Raw genomic sequence first — 23,497 nt, 5'->3', positions numbered from 1 at the left:
ATGCGCGCTTCCTTCACCGACAACCACACCACGAGCCGCTGGCCCGACCGGCTGGCCTGGCTGTTGCTGTTGCTGCTCGCAGTGATCGCGCTGCTGACGTTCCGCGACTATGGGCTCGGCTGGGACGACTACACCCACGCGCAGTACGGCGACTTGGTGCTGTCGCTCTACACCTCGGGCTTCCGCGACACCCGTGCGCTCACCTTCGTCAACCTCTACCTCTATGGCGGCGGCTTCGACATGGCGTCAGCCGCGATCGCCAAGCTCCTGCCGTTCGATCTGTTCGAAACCCGGCGGCTGATCGGCGCCGCGGTCGGTCTGGTCGGACTGTTCGCCACATGGCGTATCGCGCGCCGCGTCGGCGGGCCGGTCGCGGGACTCGTGGCGCTCGCGCTGCTTGCGACCTGTCCGCTCTATTACGGGCACATGTTCATCAACCCGAAGGACGGTCCCTTCGCGGCCATGATGGCGATCTTCCTGCTGGGGCTGGTGCGCCTGATCGAAGAGCATCCCAGGCCTTCGGTCGGCACGCTAGCCATTCTCGGCATCGGTTTCGGCCTCTCGATCGGCTCTCGCGTCATGGCGGGCTTCGGCGTCATCGAGGCGGTGCTGGCGCTCGCGCTGCTGTTCGTGTTGGAGGCGCAAAGCGAAGGATTTCACGCGGCGCGAACCCGCTTTGCGAGGCTGTCGCTGCTGCTGATCCCGACCGCGATCCTGGCCTACGCGGTCATGGGATTGGTCTGGCCCTGGGGGGTCGCCAATCCGCTCAATCCGATCGCAGCCATCGAGACCTTCTCGCATTTCTTCGAGAAGCCCTGGCAGGAATTGTTCGAAGGCCAGAGACTGACGCCGGTCGAAATGCCGTGGGATTACGTCCCGTTGCTGATGGCGCTGAAGCTGCCGGAAATTCTTCTGCTGCTCGGTTGCGCGGGGGTGGCTGGTTTGTTGGTTGCGGCTTGCCGCGGCGCGCTCGCGCCACGCCCGCGGGCGATTTACTTCGGCATCGCGCTCGCGGCAGCCCTGCCTGTACTGGTCACTCTCGTGACGCGGCCCGCGATGTACAACGGCATCAGGCATTTTGTCTTCGTGATGCCGCCGCTTGCCGTCGCCGGCGGGCTTGCCGGCGCCTGGATCGCCGAACGCGCTGCACGGTTCGGCCGGTTTGTCCCGGTCTTGCTCGCCTTTGGCTTTGCCGCGGGCGTTGCGCTTCCCGTCGTCGAGATGGCGCGACTGCACCCCTACGAATATGTGTTCTACAACCACATCATCGGCGGCGTTCGCGGCGCGCAAACGCGCTTCATGCTCGACTACTGGGGCCTCGCCTTCAAACAAGCGGGGGCCCAGCTCCGCGAAACGCTGCGCGACCGCGGCGAAACGCCACCCGCCGGCCGCAAATGGAAGGTCGCGGTGTGCGGACCGCATCCGCCCGCCCAGATCGCGCTCGGCGACGATTTCGAGCCTACCTGGGAGCCGCAGGGCGCAGACTTCGCGCTGATGCTCGGCACGTTCTATTGCGCCCGGTTCGAAGCACCGGTGCTCACCGAGGTCACGCGGGACGGCGTGACATTCGCCCGCGCCTACGATCTTCGGGGCTTGAGCTTCAGCAACATGTTCACCGTGCCGCCGGTGAAGTAGCCTCGCTCTTCATCAGGCAGGTGGTGTAGCGCGCGAAGTCATAAAGCTTCGGCTCGGCGATCTGCAGGAACCCGTAAGGCGGCAGGAGCTTCTCGCGATCGTGCAGCCGCGAGGCCTCACCGCACCGTTCGATCCGATCCGGGAAGAACGTGGTCGCGTAGCCAAGCATGTTGCTGAACTTATTCAGCTCGCCAAGCTTCTCTTCCAGGCACGTGTTCAGGAGCAGATTTTGCGAGGCTGGCACACGCGGCGCGCCGGGCGCGCGGTATTGCTCGGCCTCGGCGGCGCAATTGGAGAACACCGCCGCCTTGTTGTAGTACATCGTCCTGACGACGTCCCGCATCTTTTCGAAGCGGCCGGTGGGACTTTCGGATTCCTTGCGGCTGACGACACCAAGCACTGCGTCATACTCGCGGTGGATGCTGTTTTCGATCGAGGCGTAAACGGCCTGAACCGCGCTGTCCTCGTCGCCGGTCTGCGCCACCGCCGCACCGCAGGCAGCGAGCCACATCACGACAGCCAGAGTACGGACCATTTCAGCCGCCGTGCGCAAAGGCCCAGTAGAGCTCGCGCGCTTTGCGAAACATCGGGCCGGGCTGCAGGGCGCGGTCGCCGATCCGCGTAATCGGCATCACCTTGGAGGCGTTGCCGCTGGCGAAAATCTCATCGGCGGTCTCGAAGTCGCGGTAGCGCAGCGTTGTCTCGACGACGGAGATGCCATCGGCCCGCAGAAGCCTGATCACCCGCTGCCGCGTGATGCCGGCCAGGAAGGCGCCGTTCGGCATCGGCGTGAACACCGCGCCGTCCTTGGCCATGAACACGTTGGAGTTGGCGAGCTCGGCAACGTTGCCGAGCATGTCGCAGACGAGGCAGTTGTCGAAACCGCGCGATTTCGCCTCAAGCATGGCCCGCGCATTGTTGGGATAGAGGCAGCCGGCCTTGGCGTCGACCGGCGCGGTCTCGATGGTCGGCCGGCGGTACGGCGACAACGTGATCGAGAAGCCATCGGGCTTGCGCATCGGCGTGTCGTAGAGCGACAGACACCAGCGCGCCGACTCCGGATCGGGCGGCAGCGCCTGGGGCCCGGCGCGCTCGGCCCAGACCATCGGCCGGACATAGAGCGCGGTGCCGGGCGCAAAGCGCTTGATGCCGTCGTGGGTGAGCTCGATCCAGCGCTCGGGCGTGACATCCGGATTGAGGTGCATGGTCTTGGCGGAGGCGTTGACACGGGCGCAATGCAGGTCGAGGTCGGGCGCCACCCCCTCGAACACGCGGGCGCCATCGAACACCGAGGAGCCGAGCCAGATCGCGTGCGTGCGCACGCCCCAGATCGGAAGGTTGCCCTCGTGCCATTCGCCCTGGAAGAAGGTCCAGGTCTGCGACCAGTCGGCCATAGAAAACGCTCCACCAATACTTTTTGCGCATCGTTACGGACCGAAAACGGGTTCGCACCCTGCCGGCCGATGCTCTAGCTTCTCGCAGCATAGGCCCGCCGATTGCGGCCTGCTTATGAAAAATAATGATCGGAGTTCGCCCGATGCCTTATGTGTTCGATGCCTACGGCACGCTGTTCGACTTTCACGCCGCCGTGAGCCGCCACAACGCCGCGGCCGGGCCCGACGCCGCGCAGTTCTCCGAGATTTGGCGGCAGAAGCAGATCGAATACACCTGGACGCTGACGCTCGCCGGCCGTTACGAGGAGTTCTGGACACTCACGCAGCGCGCGCTGGATTACTGCTTCGAGCGATTTCCATCGGTCGACCGCGGCTTGCGCGACGCGCTGCTTGGCGCCTACCTCAAGCTCGACGCCTTCCCTGATGCGCACACGCTGCTGACCGCCTTGAAGGCGCGCGGCGAGCGCACCGCGATCCTGACCAACGGCTCGCCCACGATGGTCGCCTCCGCGGTCGAAGCCGCAGGGCTGCAGAGCCTGCTCGATGCAGTGCTTTCGGTCGATGCGGTGAAGATGTTCAAGCCGCGACCCGAGACCTATGCGCTCGTCACCAAGGAGTTCGCCTGCCGGCCGGCAGATGTGGTGTTCGTCTCATCCAACCGCTGGGACGCCTTCGGCGCCACCGCATTCGGTTTCCGCACCGTCTGGATCAACCGCAACAACGCGCCGGATGAATATCCGGGCTTCGCGCCGGCCGCCGTGGCGACCGACCTCAGCGGCGTGCTGACGGCCGGCTGAGCCGGGCTATCTCGGGAAATCGCCCTTGCAGGCGCCGGGCTTAGACTGCCACTCGTCCCACCAGAAGCCGCATTTCGAGCAGCCGCTCAGCGAAAGCCCAAAGGCGAGCAGGCACGCCAGCATGGTCATCCGCTTCAGCATGATCCCCTCGCTCCGTCTGCCCCCTTCAACAAACGCCAAAACCGTTGACGGTCCCTTTATGCCGACAGCGCATCCAGGATGCGGGCCCAGCTCCGGATGCCTTTGTGGAACGAGGTGAGGTCGAATTTCTCGTTCGGCGAATGCACCCGGTCGTCGTCGAGCGCGAAGCCCACCATCAGCGAGTCCATGCCGAGCACACTCTTGAAATCCCCCACGATCGGGATCGAACCACCGGCGCCGATGGTGATGGCCTTGGTGCCCCACTCCGACGCCAGCGCCTTGCGGGCCTTGTCGAGTGACGGGTTGTCGAACGGCAGCTGGATCGCGGGCGAGTCCGCGAAGTTCGCAAACTCGACCGTGCAGTCGACCGGCAGCCGCGCTTTGACGAAGTCGCGAAACGCGGCGCGGATTTTCTTGGGGTCCTGCTGGCCCACCAGCCGGAATGACACCTTGCCCAGCGCCTTGCCGGGGATGACGGTCTTGGCGCCCTCCCCGGTGTAGCCGCCGATGATGCCGTTGATCTCGGCGGTGGGCCGCGTTGCGATCTGCTCGATCAGCATGCGGTCCTTCTCGCCGGCCGGGGCCTTCAGCCCGACCTGCCCGAGAAACTTCTCGGGCGTGAGATTGAGGCCCTTGAGATCGGCCTTCACGTCGGCCGGCAGGTCCGGCACGCCGTCGTAGAAGCCCGGAATGGTGACCCGGCCATTGTCGTCGTGCATCGCAGCGAGAATTTTGCTGAGCACCCGTAGCGGGTTCTGCGCGGCGCCGCCGAACAGGCCGGAATGCAGATCGCGATCCGCGCAGGTGAGGCGCACCTCCTCATAGACCAGCCCGCGCAGCGACGTGGTGATCGCCGGCGTCTTCTGATCCCACATGCTGGTGTCGCAGATCAGCGCCAGATCGAGCTTGAACTCGTCGGCATTGTTGCGGACGAAATCGAACAGATGCTTGGAGCCGCACTCCTCCTCGCCCTCGATCATCATGGTGATCGGCAGCGGCAACGATCCGGTCACGGCCTTGTAGGCGCGGCAGGCTTCGACGAAGGTCATCGCCTGGCCCTTATCGTCGCAGGCGCCTCGCGCGATGATGATCTTACGGCCGTCAGGCAGCGTTTCCAGGCGCGGCTCGAACGGCGGATGTGCCCATTCATTCAGCGGATCGACCGGCTGCACGTCGTAGTGTCCATAAAACAGGACTCGCGGCTTGCCGTCGGCTTTGCCATTGCCAGATTTGCCGACCACGATGGGATGACCTTCGGTCGGACGCACCTCGGCGGCAAAGCCGATGCTCTTGAGGTCGGATGCGACATGCTCGGCCGCAGCGCGGCATGAGTCCTTGTATGCAGGATCCGTCGACACCGATTGAATGCGCAGCAACGCGAACAGGCGATCAAGGCTTGCGTTGAGATCGTGGTCGATACGCTCAAGCACCGCTTGAATTTGGCTCATCGAAATCTCCCATTGAGCGGATCGGAATTGCTCTTCAGTCATAGCAGAAGCGCAGGCCGTCCGCGCAAGGCCTTCGGATAATAGCATAACGCTGATTTCGCGCTGAAATTTCGTCTATTTGCGGTAGGTGCGCAGCCTCGACGGCGGAACATTGGCAATCGCTGCCTGTGGGCCTCCGCAGCTCACTCATTCATTCGCTCGTGCTCGCTCTTCTCAACGATCGTGCAAAGCAAATCGTTTCTTAAACGCGACGAGCAGCGGAAGCATCGAACCTTCGAACGAGGTCATGCGACCAATTCCAACTTGACGCATCGGGGCAATGATGCAGCGTTGCCCGTGTTGTGACCTTCGCGCAACGCTTCATGATTGATTCAACCCCGACGCATGCTGCAACTGCGTTCATCAGGCTTCGCGCCTTGTGTTCCCCCAAGGCCTAAGCTTGAATAAGGCAATCCGCCGTCAGTGCGGTTGAGGGCGAGGCCATGGACGAACTGCTCGATCGACTTGTCGCCAACGTTGGCGTCGATCGGGCCGTGGCCGAGAAAGCAGTTGGAATCATCTTGGCCTTCCTGCTCAAGGAAGGTCCTTCCGACAAGGTTCAAGAGCTGATCAGCATGATGCCGGGGGCAGATGCGGCGGTGCAGTCAGCAGGGGGCGAAGGCGGCTTTGGTATGGGCGGCATTATGGGAGTTGGCACCAAGCTGATGGCAGCGGGTCTTGACATGGACCAGATGCAGGCCGTCACGCGCGAGCTCATTGGTTACTCCCGCGAGAAGGCGGGCGAGGACACCGTGGGTGAGATCGTTGGTTCGATCCCCGGCCTCGGCCAATTTATTTGATCCGCTTGGTACCAAGGCAGCGAGAACAACTGAGCGGTCATGACTTATCCTGTCAGCGAGATTTCCGACATCGGGCCTGATGCCCGAAGCAAGCTCAAGTCTGCGGGCATCCGCACCACGTCGCGTCTTTTGGACGCGGCCAAGAGCCCCAAGGGACGCAAGACCCTGTCTGAGCAGACCGGCATCGAGGAAAAGCGAATCCTCAACTGGGCCAATGCGGCGGACCGCCTGCGGATCAAGGGCATCGGCGCCGAGTATTCGGACCTGCTGCAAGCCGCGGGCGTCGATACGGTCAAGGAGCTCAAATACCGCAATCCGGCCAAGCTGGCCGAGGCCATGGCTTCGGCCAATGCCCGCAACAAGCTCGCCCGCGTATTGCCCTCCCCGCGCGCCATCGAGCGCTGGATCGAGCAAGCCAAGCGGATTCAGCTTAAGATCACCTACCGCTGACGCGGCCGAGCACAGCCGCGCCGCTTGACACCTTGGGGCTTGGCGCGCAAAGCGACCGTCCCATGACCCTGACTGAGACCATGACTGAGGGCGTCGATCCGTCGTTGGGGACTGGAAACGTGTTCGGCAAGCGGCCGAACGTGCTGGCGCATCTCTTGTCGCAGAAGCGCCCCCTGATCATGGGCGTGCTCAATGTCACGCCGGACTCGTTTTCCGACGGCGGGCAATTCGTCGATCCGAATGATGCGCTGCGCCAGGCGCAGAAACTGATCAAATCGGGCGCCGACATCATCGACATCGGCGGCGAGTCGACGCGGCCTTATGGCGGTTCGAAGCCCATCACGCTCGAAGAGGAGCTGGGGCGCCTGCAGCCGGTGCTGTCCGCCGTGATCGGCATGGGGGCCCCGGTTTCAATCGACACCATGAAGCCGGAGGTCGCACTGTGGGCGTTGGGCCTCGGCGCCAGCATCGTCAACGACGTGTGGGGCCTGCAACGCGATCCCAACATGGCCCGCGTCGTCGCAGAGCACGGCGTTCCGGTGATCTGCATGCATAACCGTTACAAGGCAGATCCGACGATCAGCATCATGTCGGACATCAACGCCTTCTTCGATTACTCCATCGACGTGGCGCTGAAGGCTGGCATCCTTCGCGACTGCATCGTGCTCGATCCGGGCATCGGCTTCGGAAAGACGCCGGAGCAGAGCATGGAGGCGATCGCCAAGCTCGAGAGTTTCAAACGCTTCAAATTGCCGATCCTGGTCGGCGCCTCGCGCAAGCGGTTCATCGACACCGTGTCACCGGCGCCGCCGCTGGAACGGATCGGCGGCTCGCTCGCTGCGCACCTGATTGCGGTGCGCAACGGCGCCAGCATCATTCGCACCCACGACGTCGCCGAGACCATCCAGGCGATCGCGATCGACAATGCTCTTCGGGCGATCAAATGAGCGAGCGCAGCGCCCTGGACCACGTCTTCGTCTCCGGCCTGGCGCTGCACGCCTACCATGGCGTCATGCAGCACGAGGCCAAGGTCGGCCAGACCTTCACGCTCGATCTCGTGCTCGATATCGACCTCACCGAAGCCTCGCGCAGCGACAAACTCGCCGATACGGTGGGCTACGATCAGGTGGTGCTGGTGGCGAGCGCCGCGTTCTGCGCCAAACGCTACCGGCTGGTGGAGGCCGCTGCGGGCGCTGTGGCCGATGCGGTGCTGGAGCGTTTCAGGCAGGTGATGGCGATCCGCGTCACGATCCACAAGCCGCACGCGCCGATCGCTGCGACCTTCGACGACGTCGGCGTCTCGATCCGCCGTGAGCGCCAAGGATAGAGCCAAGGATAGAGCAATGCCTGAGGCGCTGATCGCGCTTGGCGGCAATGTCGGTGATGTCCGCGATACGCTCGACCGCGCCATCGCGGCGTTGTGCGACGGAGCCGCGGTCCGTCTGATCGCCCGCTCGTCGGACTACCGCACGCCGCCCTGGGGCGTCGCCGATCAGCCCCCTTTCGTCAATCGCGCGATCGTTGCGGACACCACCCTGCCCCCGCTCGATCTGCTGGCGCGCGCACAGGCCGTCGAACGGCAGTTCGGCCGCGACCGCAGCAGGGAGCGGCGCTGGGGTCCGCGCACGCTGGACATCGATCTGATCGACTACGAGGGTGTCACACAGAACACGCCGGCCTTGACGCTGCCGCACCCTCGCGCGCTGGAGCGCGCTTTCGTACTGGTGCCACTCGCCGAGATCGTGCCGGAGCGGCGGATTGCAGGCGTATCGATTGCCGACGCGCTCGCCCGCCTGGATCAAAGCGGCATCGAGAAACTGGGACCGCCCGCAGCGTCTTGAAGCCGCATTCCCATCCATGACGAATGGCTGTTCCTCGGCAAAGCCATCGCACCTAGGATCACCCCCGATGCCGATCGACCGCGTTCCGACACCCTATGACGACACCATCTATTCGGCCGACTGGCGCGCGTGGCGCGACCCCGAGGTTCCTGAATGGATCAATCCGGTCGACACGCTGATCGGCCGGCATCTAGGGACGCCAATTGAGGACAAGCCGGCACTGATCGCCGATGGCGTTCCTGTCAGCTACAGCGCTTTGAGGCAGCTCGTGCGGCGCAACGCCGGCGCCCTGGCTGCCACGGGCCTCACGCCGGAGTCCCGCCTGCTGCTGTTTGGCACCGACAGCCTCGACTACGTCGCAACCTGGCTTGGCGCCATCGACCTCGGCGCCGTCCCGGCCGTGGTGTCCGATCTCTACAAGCCGAAAGACCTGCTTTACTTCCTGACCGACACCGCCGCGCGCATGCTTTACATCGACAGCGAGCAGTTGCCGAAGCTTGTCGAAATCGCGTCCGCACTGCCGCCGTCGCTGCGCTCCGTTTTGGTGCGCGGACCGGCCGGCGATCTGGCCAAGATGCTTCCCGAACTCTCCGTCGTGTCGCTTGAAGCGGCAATGGTCCGTGCCGCGCCTGTCGAACCTTACACGCGGCACTTCAACGATGTGATCTATATGTTCTATTCCGGCGGCACGACCGGAACCGCCAAAGGCATCACTCACCTCGCCCACGACTTCGTCCTGATTCCGCATCGCCAGGGCGCGTTCTGGGAGTACGACGCCGATGATGTCGTGTTCGCCACATCGAAAAAGTATTTCACGCACGGCCTCTGGCCGGGCGTGCTGATCCCGCTCTATTGGGGCGGCACGGCGGTGATCGACCGGCGCCCACCAACGCCGGACATCGTTCTCGCGACACTTCGCGACCGCGCCGTGACCAAGCTGATCACCGTGCCGACGGTGCTGAAGAACGTGATCGAGCATCTCACCAGGAGCGGCACGCCGGAAAAACTCCCAGGGCTGAAGCTCGTGATCAGCGCGTCGGAAAAGATGCCGCCGGAGATGTTCGAGCGCTTCCAGAATCTCACCGGCGTCGAGCTGTTCGATTCGATCGGCAGCTCGGAGATCACCTACGAATGGATTGCCAACCGCCCGAAGGAGTTCAAGCGCGGCAGTCTCGGCAAGCCGGTGTTCGGCTATGAGGTGCGGCTCGTGTCCGCCGAAGGCCACGACGTCACCGAGCCGGATACCCCCGGCGAAGCCTGGATCAAAAGCCGGACGGCCTGCTTTTTCTATTGGCGCAAATACGACAAATCGCGGGAGACCTTCGTCGGCGACTGGACGCGGACCGGCGACAATTTGATGTTCGACGATGAAGGCTTCTTCTGGTTCAGCGGCCGCAACAACGATCTGTTCAAGGTCAAAGGCCTATGGGTCTCGCCGATCGATATCGAGGCCGCGCTGACCTCGCATCCGGCCGTGCGCGAGGCTGCGGTGGTGGCGTTCGAGGATGCCGCCGGCTTGACCAAGCCCCGCGCCTACCTGGTGCTGCGCGACGGCCACCCCGAAACGCCGGCCCTGCTCGACGAGTTGCGCGCAGCGGTGACCCCGCTCGGCTCCTATAAGGTGCCGGAATCCTTCATTGTGCTCGACCAGTTGCCCCGCACCACTCTGATGAAGATTGACCGTCGCGCGCTCCGCGGCGGATGAAAACCGCACTCTTCTCCCGGTCTCGGACAACACGGAACGCACGAGCGCGCGCGAACCAATGATCCGGAGGTTTTTCCAAGCCTTCATTTGACGCCATGGCTTCGTTCATGGCTTGCTGCCGTTCACGCGTCGCGCTCGATCCACGCCGGTTCGACCGGGCGTGCGCCATGCGGGGGCATTTTGGTTGGAGGTGCTCATGCCGATTGTGCATGGGGGGCGAAATCGCCTGTTCGAGGCCGGGACCGTCGTTGCAGTCGCGCTCGCCTTTTTGTCCTACGGAAAGCCGAAAGCGCCCGTGCGTGAGGCCTTCATCGCGCAATGCGAACATCAGAAGCGAAAGCCCTTCGTCGATGCAAGCTACCAGCATCATTGGTGCGTGTGTGCAACCAACGACCTGATCGCGCAAGGTAAGAAGCTCCGGCGCGGACCATGGGCCACGGCCGCATTGTCGGAAGTTCGCGGCGGCTGCAGCACGCAGGCGCTCGAAGAACGCATCAAGGAAGGCGGCCTTGAAACCGAACAGCGCCTGCACGGGATCGTGAAGGAGGCTTGTTACGCCAAACGGTATGCCGTGAATCTTAAACTCAAAACCACCCAAGAGCAGAAGAGCGCGTGCGATTGCGCCATCGCGATGATTCTCAAGGAAGGCAATGAGACCAGCAAGGTGTCTTTCGCCTACGCTGGCGGGATCTTCGACAGTCGCTTCAGCCATCAGATGGTTGAACGCTGCTTCACCCCGGCCCGAAGATAACCAAGCCGCGGCGGGCATCTCGTCTTTTCACAACGTACTGTCCGCAGCACAAGGGCCGGGATGTCGCTACAGACAAGCTTGACGGCTTACAGGGTTGGACGCCTGGGCGAGTTCCGAGCGAAGGCGCCTGGGCCAGACCGCCGCGACCAGGCTCGAAAGCACGCTAGGAATTCGCAGAAGACATTCATGGTGCCGCAATCCCTTGCCGCCTTTGACGAGCCCCAGGTCCCGAATGATGCAGTAGGTCCCATTGCTCATGCGGGCCAGCTGGCCGCCCTTGAAATAACTTCTGATTCCCATGAATGGAGGATGCCGTCCGCGGCGGACGTGTCAATCTTCGCTATCCACAGCGACCGGTGTCACAACCCGAAGGAGGCGCGCCAGTCCGGAACCCGACTGCTCCTTGAAGGCAAGGCACAGCGGGCAACCGGCAGCGAGTTTGTGAGAACCCCAACCGGGTCAGTGGCTCCGTAAATTCGACCCGTCCGCCGGGCGGACCAAGACGCGAGCCTCGATCCCTAATGGCCCCTCCAGATCCGGCTGGCGCACGCCTCGCGAAATGCGCCATATTTCAGGTTGCAACTGCTTTGCGACAATGATCTTGATGCTGTTATTCGGCCGAAACGCGACCCCGCCCATAGCTTTTAAATGACTTGGAAAACGATTGCGTTACCGACCGATGCGGGGGCTTCCGCGACGCCGGACATACAAGCCGTCCATAAAGTAGCCCTTCCGGTTGGCAACGGAAATGCCAGCGGATGGGTTCGCTTCAAGATCGTTTCTGCGCGGCAGGCGCTGGAACGAATTCGCATTGACGCGTTCGATGCAGCCACGCCGCCAAAATGCCTATGCTCGTTTGAAGGCCTCGCCCCGAGCCATCACTTTTCCTGTTACCTCTATCTCTCGCCGCGGGTCGCAAGTGTCGAAATTCATGCGACCCTCGTTCGCGGCCTGTCCGACGATCTCGTCGTCACCTATCGCCCGATTGCCCTGATCGAATACGTATGGCACTCGCTCCGCAAAGGCGCGCTCACCCGATTCAAGAAATTCCTGTTGTATTTCCACAGGCCGACCGAGCCATTCATCATCTCGTTCGAATTTCCTGCGCCGGCGCGCTTCTCGGGAGAAAAAGAAATCTATCAGCAGTGGATCGAGAGTCACGAACAGGCTCTGGTCAGTTCATTCCTGTTGAGCGTAGAGAACGCGAAAGAGTATCCCACGATTTCAATTCTGATGCCGGTCTGCGACCCGCAGCCGCAGCACCTGAAAGATGCGCTCGACTCCGTCCGCGCGCAGACCTCCCCGAACTGGACACTGTCCATCGCCGACGACGCTTCGGAAAATCCCGAGATCCGGCAGATCCTGGAAAGGGCAGCGCGCAAGGACAGCCGAATCCGCGTGCAGTATTCGGCGAGGCGCGGCGGTATTTCAGCGGCCACCAATATGGCATTTGCGCAATCAACTGCGGCGTTCGTGACCTGCCTCGATCACGACGATCTGCTGGCGCCGGAGGCCATCGAAGCCTGCTCGCGGTATCTGGCGGCGCATCCGGATTGCCGCCTGTTGACTTCCGACGAGGACAAAGTCGACGCCTGGGGCGAAATCCGCTCGGCGCCGTTTTTCAAGCCGCAGCGCTTCTCCCGCGAGCTATTTTATTCCTCGAACTACATCAACCACCTGACGACGCATCATGCCGACACGGTTCGAAAGGTCGGCGGCTGGCGCAGCGTCTATGACGGCGCGCAGGACTACGACCTGATCCTTCGCAGTCTGGAGGTCTTGAACGAGTCGTCCATCCATCACATCCCGCTCATTCTCTATCATTGGCGAATGGTGGTGGGGTCCACTGCGCTCAACATCGGCTACAAGCCTTACGCCATCAAGGCCGGCAAGCTTGCGCTGACCGAACACCTCAAACGTAGCGGCATCGACGCTGACGTTACCCAGGTTGCCGACGCAACGTACCGCGTCCGGCGCGCGCTTCCTCGCGTGCTGCCGAAGGTCTCGATCCTCATCCCCTTCCGCGACCAAGCCGACCTGCTTGAACGATGCGTCGCGTCGATCTTCAGTATGACGTCATACAAGAATTTCGAAGTGATCCTGGTGAACAATGGATCCTCGGATAGCAGCACTTTGGAACTTATCGACCGGCTGAAGTCCACGCCGAATATCAGGATTCTCGACGACGACCGGCCGTTCAACTATTCACGGCTTAACAACGTCGCTGCAGTGGCCGCCGATGGCGAGTATCTTTGTCTTTTGAACAACGATACCGAGGTCATCGCCGAAGACTGGCTTGATGAAATGCTGAGCTTCGCCTGTGTGCCCGAGATCGGATGCGTGGGCGCGTTGCTGCTTTATCCCAACCGCACGATTCAACATGCCGGCGTCGTGCTCGGAATGGGCGGGGTGGCCGGTCATGTCTTCCTGCGTTACGGCGAAGGTGATCCGGGCTATTTCGGCCGATTGCTTGCGGCGTCGAACTGTTCGGCCGTGACCGGCGCCTGCATGATGTTGCGGAGGTCGACGTTCTTCGAAGTCGGCGGGCTCGATGCGCAGGATCTGGCGGTCGCGTTCAATGACATCGATCTGTGTATCAAAGTCCAGTTGCACGGCTACCGGAACGTCATCACGCCCTTCGCCAAGCTTATCCATCTGGAGTCCGCAACGCGTGGGTCCGATCACACCCCCGACAAGATCGCCCGTTTCAACCGCGAAGCGAAAACCATGCTGCAACGATATGGCGATCTTCTGAAAAACGACCCCTTCTACTCGCCCAATCTGAGCCTGAGCGCCGAGGCATATTCGATCCGGATGGATTGAGACGCAGGCGTCAGATCGGACCTGCCTCGGCGTCGGAATGCAACTCGGCGTGCAGCATCATGCGCACGACATCGCGCATTCCATAACTGGGTTTCCAGCCAAGCACCTTTATGGCTTTGGAGGGGTTGCCCTTGCTGCGGGCGATATCCGAAGGCCGCATCAGCGCCGCATCGTGCTCGACATGTTCGCGCCAATCGAGCCCGAGCTCTCCGAATGCGGCCGCGACGAACTCCTGCAATGAGTGCGCCTCCCCCGTGGCGATCACGAAATCGTCGGCTGTGCCTATCTGCAGGATCCGCCAGATCGCTTCGACATATTGCGGCGCCCAGCCCCAATCGCGGACGATATCAAGGTTGCCCAAGCGCAATTTCAGATTCCGGTCGGCATTGATGCGGCAGGCCTGCGTGATGATCTTCCGGGTGACGAAGCGGTCGGGACGAAGCGGTGACTCGTGATTGAACAGGATGCCGTTGCTGGCAAAAAGGCCATAGGCCTCGCGATAGTTCACGGTGGCCCAGTGCGCCGCAGCTTTTGCCACCGCATAGGGACTGCGCGGATGAAACGACGTGTCTTCGCAAGCTGCCTCGTCGCCGGTGTCGCCGAAACACTCGCTCGAGCTCGCGTTGTAGAGGCGGGAGCCACCGCCCAGGAACCGGACGGCCTCCATCAGATTGATCGAGGCGTTGGCGACGCTTTCCATCGTCTCGATCGGTTGCTCGAACGAAAGCCCGACAGAGCTCAGGCCGGACAGATTGTAGATCTCGTCTGGCCTGATTCGAGAGAGCGCCTGGATGACGTTGTCGAAATTGCTCGGCACCATCGATTGGCATTCGACGTGCTCCCGGATCGACAGCCGCTGCAAGTTCGTAAAGCTCGCGGTCGTTGCATCGCGTGACGTGCCGATGACCCGATAGCCCTTTTCAAGCAGGAGCTTCGCCAGATATGCGCCGTCCTGGCCGGATACTCCGCAGATCAGTGCCGTTTTCATCCGGTCACCCGCAACTCAGCGAAAAATCTGCACCGGCGCATCTCAGGCATGATCGCGCATGCAGAGAAGGCATTTTCTCGCGCCTAAGTGCATCGTGATGACGTATGGCTTGCCACAGTGAACACATTCGAAGCGGGCCCCACTTCCGTTTTGACCGAGCTTGAAGGTCCGCCGATCGAAGACGAGATAGAGAAGGTTCGCAACCCCGAGAACGATCTGAAATTTCGGCATCTTGGAGCGGCCGGCGCCGCGGTCGTGAAAGTGGATCGGAATCTCGACGACCCGCAGTCCCTGCCGCGCGGTGCGGACTGTCTCGGCCAGAAAAAACCCGTAACCGTTGTTGGTGAGTCCCTCGATCAAGCCGAGCGGCAGCTTATCGAGGCGCGCGGCGCGAAACGAGTTGGTGTATTCCCTCAGCGAAAGCCCCAGGCTTTTGCGAGCGAGCCAATTGGCCGTGCGGCTCAGAAACAAGCGCCAGCCCTGGTAATCGAGCTTGCCACCAGGTGCAAAGCGCGAGCCCAAGGCCACATCGGCGCCCTCGTCGAGGGCGCGCAGAAGGCGTGGAATATCGGCCGGCTGATGCGACATGTCGGCATCCATGGTGACGACACGGCCGTAGCCAAAGCGGCGAGCATGAAGCCAACCCAGCCGGTGCGCCGAACCGATGCCAAGGCGCTTGGGCCGCACGAGCACATGGATGCGAGGATCTGCTGCCGCGCGCTCGGCGACGAACCGCGACGTACCGTCGGGCGAATTGTCGTCGACGACCAGCACGTCGCAAGCGACCGGCAGGGCGAGAATCGCATCCAGCAGCGCTGCGATATTCGAGCGTTCGTTGTAGGTGGCCAGAAAGACCAGAGTCCGGCTGCCTCGGGCCGTGGTACCAACCGCATCGTCGAATTTCAAACCGGGACCGTTCAAAACTTCCTCTGGCAATACACGCTCGTACCGGTCACTTCTGGGCAATCGGCTCGAAAAAATGATATCACGTCTTGCGGTGATATCACGCCCGGGCGACTTCCCCGAAGGCGAAATCAGCCGTAGCGACCTCGACAGAGCGCCAGCGGGCCCGCTCCCGCCAAGTCGCAAAAGGCGCTTATGACGGCGGGACAAACAGGGCACGGTTCTTGCTCGGTTGGACGGAGTTCGCATTGGCGCTGCCGCTTCGCCGTGGCATTTTGAGGCCATGACAGACGAATTGCCCCTCGCCGCCGAGTTTCCACCCGCCAGCCGGGAGGATTGGCTCAAGCTGGTGCGCGCCGCGCTCAAGGACCGGCCGTTTGAGCGGCTGATCGCCAGGACCTATGACGGCATCCCGATCGAGCCGCTCTATCCAAGACCCTCAGGCGCCAATCCGGTCACAGCCCGCAGCGGGCCATGGTCGGTCCAGGCGCGCGTCGATCATCCGGATCCCGCCATCGCCAATGCCGAGGCGCTGCACGAACTCGAGAATGGCGCGACCGCGCTCACGCTGGTGTTTGCCGGCTCGGTCGGCGCTTATGGTTACGGCCTTCCCGGCGATGCCAAGTCCGTTGCGCGCGTCCTGGAAGGCGTGCATCTCGACGCCATCGCTGTCGAGCTGCAAACCGCCGAGCCGACCAAGGACGCCGCCGATCATGTGGCAGCGCTGGTCAAGCAGCGCGGCTATGCGCCCGGCGCGGTCAACGTCCGCTTCGGCCATGATGCGCTCGGCGCGCATACGCTGACCGGCACGCTGCCGATTCCGTATCGTGACCTGATGCCGCGCTTCGGCGAGCATGTCGCCTCGCTCGCCAGGGCCGGTTTCAAGAGCCCGCTTGCGGCAGCGGACGGTCGCATCGTGCACAATGCCGGCGGGTCGGAGGTCCAGGAGCTCGCCTATGCGCTCGCGGTCGCGGTCGCTTATCTGCGCGCGCTGGAAGGCGCGGGCATCGCGCTCGACGCGGCACGGGGGATGATCGAATTCCGCCTCTCAGCCGATGCCGATCAGTTTCTCACCGTCGCCAAGTTGCGGGCGCTGCGGCTGCTCTGGGCGCGGGTCGAACAAGCGTGCGGGCTTGCTGCCAAGCCGGCATTCATCTCCGCCGAGACGGCGTGGCGGACGATGACGAAGCGCGATCCGTGGGTGAATATGTTGCGCGGCACGATCGCGGCCTTCGCCGCAGGCATCGGCGGTGCCGACGCCGTGAGCGTTCTGCCGTTCACCGCGGCGCTGGGCCTTCCTGACCGCTTTGCGCGGCGGATCGCGCGGAACACGCAGCTTTTGCTGCTGGAGGAATCCAATCTCGCCAAGGTCGCCGATCCGGCGGCGGGCTCCGGCGGCATCGAGGACCTGACCGATAAGCTCTGCCGCGCCGCCTGGGCGCTGTTCCAGGAGATCGAGGCCGCCGGCGGCGCTCCGGCCGCACTGGAGAAAGGCCTGTTTCAGGAGAAGGTCGCGAAGGTCCGTGGAGAGCGCGAGAACGCCGTCGTGCATCGCAAGGATTCGCTCACCGGCACCAGCGATTACCCGCTTCTCTCCGAAACGCCCGTAAAGGTCCTCGCCGCCACACCCGTTGCGATCCCGCCGCCTGCGGCGGCGATCCAATATCCGGCGCTCGCGCCGCATCGCCTCGCCGAGCCTTTCGAAATGCTGCGCGATAACTCCGACAGGGCTCTGGCCGCAACCGGCGCTCGGCCCAAAATCTTTCTTGCCAATCTCGGCGCGCTCGCCGAATTCACCGCGCGCGCCACCTTCGCCAGGAACTTCTTCGAGGCCGGTGGCATCGAGGCGATCGCCAACGACGGTTTCAAGAACCGCGACGAGATGATCGCGGCGTTCAAGGCGTCGGGGGCAAAGCTCGCGTGCCTCTGTTCCTCCGACGCCGTCTACGAAAGCGAAGCCGCAGATGCCGCGGGAGCATTGGCGAATGCAGGTGCGGCTCACATTTATCTGGCAGGGCGGCCCAAGGAGCTGGCTCCCTACAAGGCCGCGGGTGTCGGCAGCTTCATTTTTGCCGGTGGCGACATCCTCGCCACTCTGAAGGCGGCGCATGCTATTCTCGGGCTCGAACCGGAGTCGAAATCATGAGCAGCATTCCGGACTTCGCCAAGATCGACTTCGCGCCAGCATCAGCGGCCGGGCCGGACCATGCGCCGTCGCCCTGGCTCACGCCGGAAGGCATCGCGGTGAAACCCGCCTACGCGCCGGACGATCTCAAGGGCCTCGATTTCCTCGACACCTATCCGGGCATCGCGCCTTATCTGCGTGGCCCCTACCCGGCGATGTACGTCACGCAGCCGTGGACGATCCGGCAATATGCCGGGTTCTCCACCGCGGAGGATTCCAACGCCTTCTACCGCCGCAATCTCGCCGCTGGGCAAAAGGGCCTCTCGATCGCGTTCGATCTCGCCACCCATCGCGGCTACGACAGCGACCATCCGCGCGTCTCCGGTGACGTCGGCATGGCGGGCGTCGCGATCGACTCGATCTACGACATGCGGACGCTGTTCTCGGGCATCCCGCTCGATCAGATGACCGTGTCGATGACCATGAACGGCGCCGTGCTGCCGATCATGGCGCTCTATATCGTCGCGGCCGAAGAACAGGGCGTAAAGCCCGAGCAGCTCGGCGGCACGATCCAGAACGACATCCTCAAAGAATTCATGGTGCGCAACACCTACATCTATCCGCCCTCGCCGTCACTGCGCATCATCTCCGACATCTTCGCCTACACGTCGGCGCACATGCCGAAGTTCAATTCGATCTCGATCTCCGGCTATCACATGCAGGAGGCGGGCGCGACGCAGGACCTCGAACTCGCCTACACGCTCGCCGACGGCGTCGAATATGTCCGCGCCGGCATCAAGGCCGGCCTCGATGTCGACCGCTTCGCGCCGCGGCTGTCGTTCTTCTGGGCGATCGGCATGAACTTCTTCATGGAGGTCGCGAAACTCCGTGCCGCGCGCCTGCTCTGGGCCAAGCTGATGAAGGAGTTCAAGCCGAAGGACCCGCGCTCCTACTCGCTGCGCGCCCATTCGCAGACCTCGGGCTGGTCACTGGCCGCCCAGGACGTCTTCAACAACGTCGCCCGCACCTGCATCGAGGCGATGGCCGCGACGCAGGGCCACACCCAGTCGCTGCACACCAACGCGCTCGACGAGGCGCTCGCCTTGCCGACCGACTTCTCGGCGCGGATCGCCCGCAACACCCAGATCGTGCTGCAGCAGGAAAGCGGCACCACGCGTATCGCCGACCCCTGGGGCGGCTCGTATTACGTCGAACGCCTCACCGACGAACTCGCCAAGAAGGCCTGGGGCCATATCCGGGAGGTCGAGGCGCTGGGCGGCATGGCCAAGGCGATCGAGGCCGGCATCCCGAAGCTCCGCATCGAGGAGGCCTCCGCCAAGACCCAGGCGCGGATCGATGCGGGACAGCAGTCGGTGATCGGCGTCAACAAGTACCGGCCCGAGAACGAGACGCCGATCGATGTGCTCAAGGTCGACAATTCCGCGGTCCGGCAGATGCAGCTCGACAAGCTCGCCCGTCTGAAGCGCGAGCGCGATCCGTCCGCGCTACAGACAGCGCTCGACTCGCTCGCCCGGGCCGCCGACGGCGGCAACGGCAACCTCCTGGCGCTTGCAGTCGACGCCGCTCGCGCCAAGGCCACGGTCGGCGAAATCTCCGCTGCGCTCGAGAAGGTGTGGGGCCGCCACCGCGCCGAAATCAAATCGATCACCGGCGTGTTCAAGCGGGAGGTCGGCATGAACGACAGCGTCGCGCGCGTGCAGAAGCTCGTCCAGGCCTTCGAGACCGACGAGGGCCGCCGGCCGCGTATTCTGGTCGCTAAGATCGGCCAGGACGGTCACGACCGCGGCCAGAAGGTGATCGCCTCCGCCTTCGCCGATCTCGGCTTCGACGTCGATATCGGACCGCTGTTCGCGACGCCCGCCGAGGCCGCGCGCCAGGCCATCGAAAACGACGTGCATATTTTGGGCGTGTCGTCGCTCGCCGCAGCCCACCTAACGCTGGTGCCGGAGCTCAAGGCCGAGCTTGCCAAGCAGGGCCGGCCCGACATCATGATCGTGGTCGGTGGCGTCGTGCCGCCGCAGGATTACGACGCGCTGTACAAATCCGGTGCCGAGGCGATCTTCCCGCCCGGCACGGTGATCGCCGACGCGGCCGAAAAGCTCCTGCATTCGCTCAACCGCAAGCTCGGTCACTCCAGCGAGGCGGCGGAGTAAAACAGAAATGCAGCGTTCTGTTCTTGCCGCTGCAGCGGTTGTGCTAGCGCTTGCCAGTCCTGTCGCCGCACAGATCGACGAAAAGCCCGCGATTGAAATCAAGACACGCGCGGCCGAAATCACTGTCACGATCGACAAGGAGCTCAAGCCGGTTCCCGGCCTCGCCGCCGATCTTCTGGCGGAAGGCCAGCGCTACGTTGCTAAATCGCGGGCTGACGCGGACCAGGAATACAAAACCAACAAAGCATGGTTCAAGGACCGCCGCTGGACCTACGACCGCAGCTATTCGTTCCGCTCGCTGGTCGGCGACCGCTATGTGAGCATCTTGCGCGAAGACGGCACTTACGGCGGCGGTGCCCATCCCAACTCCCGCACCGACACGATCCTCTGGGACAAGACCGCAAAGAAGCGCATCAGCGTCCGGCCGTTCTTCAAAGAGATGGCCGACAACGGTCCGACCATGACGGCGCTCGCCAGGCTCGTGCGCAACGCCACGGCCTTGGAAAAGGATGAGCGCCGCCGCGGCGAACTGTCTGACGACGAGAAGAAGAAGGATCCGAAGCTGTCGGCCGAGAAACTGGTGGCCGGGGACGAGCAGCTTCGCGGGGCCATCCAGCCGAAGCTTCTCAAGATCGGGCCGATCACTCTTGCGCCTTCGACCGCGGCCGGCAAAAGCTCAGGCCTCACCTTCCACTTCTCGGCCTACGACGTCGACGCCTATGCGGCCGGGCCCTACACGATTTTCGTGCCCTGGACCGATCTCAAATCGTTCCTGTCGCCGGAAGGCACGGCGATCTTCGGCGGCGAGCGGCCCGAGAAAGACAAAGAACTCTAGGGGATCAACCGCCGGAACAGCTGTTCCGGGCGCGGCCGCTGTGACAGTTTGAGCCCGTCATGGCCGCTGCCCTCGACATCACCGCCCTCGCCCGCCGCGTCCGCGATGGCGACCGCGCGTCGCTCGCGCGCGCTATCACGCTGATCGAGAGCAAGCGCGCCGACCATCGCCGGCAGGCGCACGAGTTGGTGCAAGAGCTGCTGCCGCTGACCGGCAAGGCCATTCGTGTCGGCATCACCGGCGCACCGGGCGTCGGCAAGTCGACCAGCATCGACGCGCTCGGCACGCATCTTACTGGGGCGGGCCATAAGGTTGCAGTGCTGGCTGTCGATCCGTCCTCAAGCCGCACCGGTGGCTCGATCCTGGGCGACAAGACCCGGATGGCGCGGCTTGCCAATGACACACACGCTTTCATCCGTCCCTCGCCGTCGTCCGGCACGCTCGGCGGCGTCGCCGCGATGACGCGCGAGACAATGCTGCTCTGCGAGGCTGCAGGTTTCGACGTGGTGCTGGTGGAGACCGTCGGTATCGGCCAGTCGGAAACCACCGTGGCCGACATGACCGATTTTTTCCTGGCGCTGATGCTGCCTGGCGCCGGCGACGAATTGCAGGGCATCAAGAAGGGCCTTGTCGAGCTCGCCGACATGATCGCGGTCAACAAAGCCGACGGCGATAACGTCAAGCGTGCCCAGAGTGCGGCCGCGGAGTACCGCGCGGCGCTGCATATCCTGACGCCGCGCTCGACAAACTGGACTCCGCCGGTCGTGACCTATTCGGCGCTGACCGGCGATGGCGTCGCCGGGTTGTGGGGGCAAGTCGTGCTCCATCGCGAGCGCATGACCGGCACCGGTGAGCTGGCGCAGCGCCGGCGCGAACAACAGGTGAAGTGGATGTGGTCGATGCTCGAGCAGCGTGTCTTCGCAAGGCTCCATACCGATGCGGGCCTGCGCGCCCGGCTGCCGCAGATCGAGGCGGCCGTCGCCGAGGGCCGCCTGTCGCCGACCTTGGCGGTCGACGAGATCGCAGCCGCGCTTGGCCTCTGATTAACCGTTTGGCCGCTGTGCCAGCATTCCTCGAAGGGGACAGCTCGCGTCTCGTTTTGTGCCACCCCGGCACAACCAACCTTCGAAAACGCTGGCCCGAGACTTGAAATGATCTCGCCTGATGCATCTCGGAGTTCGGACATGGAACTGAACCGCCGCCGTCTCATCGCCGTTTCCGCGCTTACCGGTGCGGTTCCAGCCACAGTCGGGCTGGCCACTCCGGCCGCGGCCGCGCCGCTTTCGACCTTCGGTATCGACGCCACGCAGCTTGGTGTGCGTGCCGGCGGCGGCGCCGATCAGACCGCAATGCTCCAGGCCGCGATCGACAGGGCTGCGGGCGCACGCGTGCCGCTGATGCTCGGTCCCGGCGACTATCGTGTCGCAGGGCTGAAGCTTCCAAGCTACGCCCAGATCGTCGGCGTCCGTGGCGCAACCCGGCTGGTCCTCGCGGCAGGAGCGCTGCGCAATGCACCCAATCCAACTCTGATTTCTGCAGTCGGCGCCGAGCACACCACGCTTGCCGGCCTCGTGCTCGACGGCGCCGGCCGCCCCCTGCCTCAGAACACCGCGCTGGTGCATTTCGACCAGTGCAATGAAGTTCGCATCACCGATTGCGAGATCGTGAATTCCGGCCATGCCGGCATTCGCCTCGACGCGGTGCAGGGCACCGTCAGCGGCAACACCATCGTCAACTCCGCCGATGTCGCGATCTACTCGCTCGATGCCCGAGGCCTCACCATCTCGGCGAACACCGTTCGCGGCGCCGGTGACGGCGGCATCCTGGTGCATCGCTCGCGGCAGGGCGATGACGGCACGCTGATCCTCGACAACCGCGTCGAAGACATCCGCAACGCCTCAGGCGGTTCGGGTCAGTACGGCAACGCCATCAACGTGTTCCGCTCGGGCAACGTGATCGTGCGCGGCAACCGCATCGCACGGGCGGCGTTCTCGGCGGTGCGCGGCAACGCCGCCTCCAACATCCAGATCGCCAACAACCTGGCGACTGACGTGGGCGAGGTGGCGATCTATTCGGAGTTCGGCTTTGAGGGCGCGGTGATCTCCAACAACACCGTCGACGGCGCCGCGATCGGTGTCGCGGTGGTCAACTTCAACGAGGGTGGACGTCTCGCCACCGTGCAGGGCAACCTCATTCGCAATCTCAAGAACAAGCGCCCAGCCGGCACCGATCCGAATGACGGCGCGGGCATCGGCATCGCCGCCGAGGCCGACGTCGCGATCAACGGCAACGTGATCGAAGGCGCACCGAGCGCCGGCATCAGCATCGGCTGGGGCGCCTATATGCGCGACGTCTCGGTCACCGGCAACGTGGTGCGCAACGCGCGTCATGGCATCGCGGTGTCGGTATCGAACGGCGCTGGCGCCGCGGTGATCTCGGGCAACCTGATCTCGGGCGCGGCCAAGGGTGCGATCGTCGGCATGGACTTCGCGCGGCCGGTCACCGATCTCGAGCGCGACAGCGCGCGTTACGCCAATCTGCAGGTCAGCGGCAACCGGGTCCGCTAGCCTCAGGATCGGCCGTCAAATCAATGGGTTCCGCAAGCGTGGAACCCGGCACCCTACAGCTTCGTTGGTTGGATTGCGGGC

The 23,497-nt window shown here is 63.6% G+C and carries 21 protein-coding genes; 15 read left to right on the top strand and 6 right to left on the bottom strand.

Annotated elements, in window-relative coordinates; translation table 11 throughout:
• Window positions 1-1,635 carry a glycosyltransferase family 39 protein gene (locus tag RHPLAN_RS15640; protein WP_084244958.1) on the top strand — a complete coding sequence of 545 codons (1,635 nt, stop codon included), beginning with the start codon at window positions 1-3 and terminating at the stop codon, window positions 1,633-1,635.
• On the opposite strand, the gene RHPLAN_RS15635 is transcribed toward RHPLAN_RS15640, so the two are convergent.
• Both RHPLAN_RS15635 and RHPLAN_RS15630 read right to left on the bottom strand, forming a co-directional pair.
• A complete protein-coding gene (locus tag RHPLAN_RS15635; RefSeq protein WP_157100289.1) occupies window positions 1,613-2,170 on the bottom strand; it encodes a hypothetical protein in 558 nt (185 codons plus the stop codon). The genes RHPLAN_RS15640 and RHPLAN_RS15635 overlap by 23 nt on opposite strands.
• 1 nt (window position 2,171) lies before the next feature.
• Window positions 2,172-3,029, bottom strand: coding sequence for a branched-chain amino acid aminotransferase (locus RHPLAN_RS15630; protein WP_068019651.1), 858 nt, complete (start codon window positions 3,027-3,029; stop codon window positions 2,172-2,174).
• Between the two features lie 125 nt (window positions 3,030-3,154).
• Between RHPLAN_RS15630 and RHPLAN_RS15625 the strand changes: the two genes are divergently transcribed.
• Window positions 3,155-3,826, top strand: coding sequence for a haloacid dehalogenase type II (locus RHPLAN_RS15625; protein WP_237180150.1), 672 nt, complete (start codon window positions 3,155-3,157; stop codon window positions 3,824-3,826).
• A gap of 6 nt (window positions 3,827-3,832) precedes the next feature.
• On the opposite strand, the gene RHPLAN_RS39385 is transcribed toward RHPLAN_RS15625, so the two are convergent.
• A complete protein-coding gene (locus RHPLAN_RS39385; RefSeq protein ID WP_157100288.1) occupies window positions 3,833-3,967 on the bottom strand; it encodes a peptidylprolyl isomerase in 135 nt (44 codons plus the stop codon).
• Between the two features lie 56 nt (window positions 3,968-4,023).
• The gene (locus RHPLAN_RS15620; protein WP_068031281.1) at window positions 4,024-5,421 is read right to left on the bottom strand and encodes a M20/M25/M40 family metallo-hydrolase; all 1,398 of its coding nucleotides are present in this window, start codon (window positions 5,419-5,421) and stop codon (window positions 4,024-4,026) included.
• Between the two features lie 476 nt (window positions 5,422-5,897).
• On the opposite strand from RHPLAN_RS15620, the gene RHPLAN_RS15615 reads away from it, so the two are divergent.
• From RHPLAN_RS15615 to RHPLAN_RS15570, 8 genes are all read left to right on the top strand, one after another.
• Window positions 5,898-6,254 (top strand): hypothetical protein, encoded by a 357-nt coding sequence (locus tag RHPLAN_RS15615; RefSeq protein ID WP_068019648.1) that lies wholly within the window; start codon window positions 5,898-5,900, stop codon window positions 6,252-6,254.
• A 39-nt stretch (window positions 6,255-6,293) separates the two neighbouring features.
• Window positions 6,294-6,704, top strand: coding sequence for a DUF4332 domain-containing protein (locus RHPLAN_RS15610; RefSeq protein WP_068019646.1), 411 nt, complete (start codon window positions 6,294-6,296; stop codon window positions 6,702-6,704).
• 80 nt (window positions 6,705-6,784) lie between these two features.
• On the top strand, window positions 6,785-7,651 hold the full coding sequence (folP, locus tag RHPLAN_RS15605) for a dihydropteroate synthase (RefSeq protein ID WP_068031278.1): 867 nt from the start codon (window positions 6,785-6,787) through the stop codon (window positions 7,649-7,651).
• Entirely contained in the window at window positions 7,648-8,031 is a 384-nt protein-coding gene (gene folB, locus RHPLAN_RS15600) for a dihydroneopterin aldolase (protein ID WP_068019645.1), read from the top strand. Before folP ends, folB begins: the two co-directional genes overlap by 4 nt.
• Window positions 8,032-8,047: 16 nt before the next feature.
• Complete coding sequence (gene folK, locus RHPLAN_RS15595; protein ID WP_068019644.1) at window positions 8,048-8,545, top strand: 2-amino-4-hydroxy-6-hydroxymethyldihydropteridine diphosphokinase; 498 nt, start codon at window positions 8,048-8,050, stop codon at window positions 8,543-8,545.
• 67 nt (window positions 8,546-8,612) lie between these two features.
• Window positions 8,613-10,250, top strand: coding sequence for an AMP-binding protein (locus RHPLAN_RS15590; protein WP_068019643.1), 1,638 nt, complete (start codon window positions 8,613-8,615; stop codon window positions 10,248-10,250).
• A 196-nt stretch (window positions 10,251-10,446) separates the two neighbouring features.
• Window positions 10,447-11,001, top strand: a complete 555-nt coding sequence (locus RHPLAN_RS15585; protein ID WP_157100287.1) for a hypothetical protein — start codon at window positions 10,447-10,449, stop codon at window positions 10,999-11,001.
• Window positions 11,002-11,649: 648 nt separating this feature from the next.
• Window positions 11,650-13,824 carry a glycosyltransferase family 2 protein gene (locus RHPLAN_RS15570; RefSeq protein ID WP_068019635.1) on the top strand — a complete coding sequence of 725 codons (2,175 nt, stop codon included), beginning with the start codon at window positions 11,650-11,652 and terminating at the stop codon, window positions 13,822-13,824.
• Between the two features lie 10 nt (window positions 13,825-13,834).
• Here RHPLAN_RS15570 and RHPLAN_RS15565 read toward each other — a convergent pair whose 3' ends face one another.
• On the bottom strand, window positions 13,835-14,812 hold the full coding sequence (locus RHPLAN_RS15565) for a GDP-mannose 4,6-dehydratase (RefSeq protein ID WP_068019634.1): 978 nt from the start codon (window positions 14,810-14,812) through the stop codon (window positions 13,835-13,837).
• 42 nt (window positions 14,813-14,854) lie between these two features.
• Window positions 14,855-15,925, bottom strand: coding sequence for a glycosyltransferase (locus RHPLAN_RS15560; protein WP_198164939.1), 1,071 nt, complete (start codon window positions 15,923-15,925; stop codon window positions 14,855-14,857).
• 73 nt (window positions 15,926-15,998) lie between these two features.
• Here RHPLAN_RS15560 and RHPLAN_RS15555 point away from each other — a divergent pair, with 73 nt between their 5' ends.
• The 5 genes from RHPLAN_RS15555 (at window position 15,999) to RHPLAN_RS15535 (ending at window position 23,416) form a co-directional block, all read left to right on the top strand.
• Window positions 15,999-17,861, top strand: coding sequence for a methylmalonyl-CoA mutase family protein (locus tag RHPLAN_RS15555; RefSeq protein ID WP_068019629.1), 1,863 nt, complete (start codon window positions 15,999-16,001; stop codon window positions 17,859-17,861).
• A complete protein-coding gene (gene scpA, locus RHPLAN_RS15550; protein WP_068019628.1) occupies window positions 17,858-20,014 on the top strand; it encodes a methylmalonyl-CoA mutase in 2,157 nt (718 codons plus the stop codon). Before RHPLAN_RS15555 ends, scpA begins: the two co-directional genes overlap by 4 nt.
• Window positions 20,015-20,021: 7 nt before the next feature.
• The gene (locus tag RHPLAN_RS15545) at window positions 20,022-20,849 is read left to right on the top strand and encodes an RsiV family protein (protein WP_068019626.1); all 828 of its coding nucleotides are present in this window, start codon (window positions 20,022-20,024) and stop codon (window positions 20,847-20,849) included.
• 59 nt (window positions 20,850-20,908) lie between these two features.
• The gene (gene meaB, locus RHPLAN_RS15540; RefSeq protein ID WP_068019623.1) at window positions 20,909-21,892 is read left to right on the top strand and encodes a methylmalonyl Co-A mutase-associated GTPase MeaB; all 984 of its coding nucleotides are present in this window, start codon (window positions 20,909-20,911) and stop codon (window positions 21,890-21,892) included.
• Window positions 21,893-22,033: 141 nt separating this feature from the next.
• A complete protein-coding gene (locus RHPLAN_RS15535) occupies window positions 22,034-23,416 on the top strand; it encodes a TIGR03808 family TAT-translocated repetitive protein (RefSeq protein WP_068019622.1) in 1,383 nt (460 codons plus the stop codon).
• Window positions 23,417-23,497 lie beyond the last annotated feature (81 nt).

The organism is Rhodoplanes sp. Z2-YC6860, assembly GCF_001579845.1.
Taxonomy (GTDB): domain Bacteria; phylum Pseudomonadota; class Alphaproteobacteria; order Rhizobiales; family Xanthobacteraceae; genus Z2-YC6860.
Note: the sequence above shows the minus strand (reverse complement) of the source record. Positions and strands in the feature narration are given on the sequence as shown.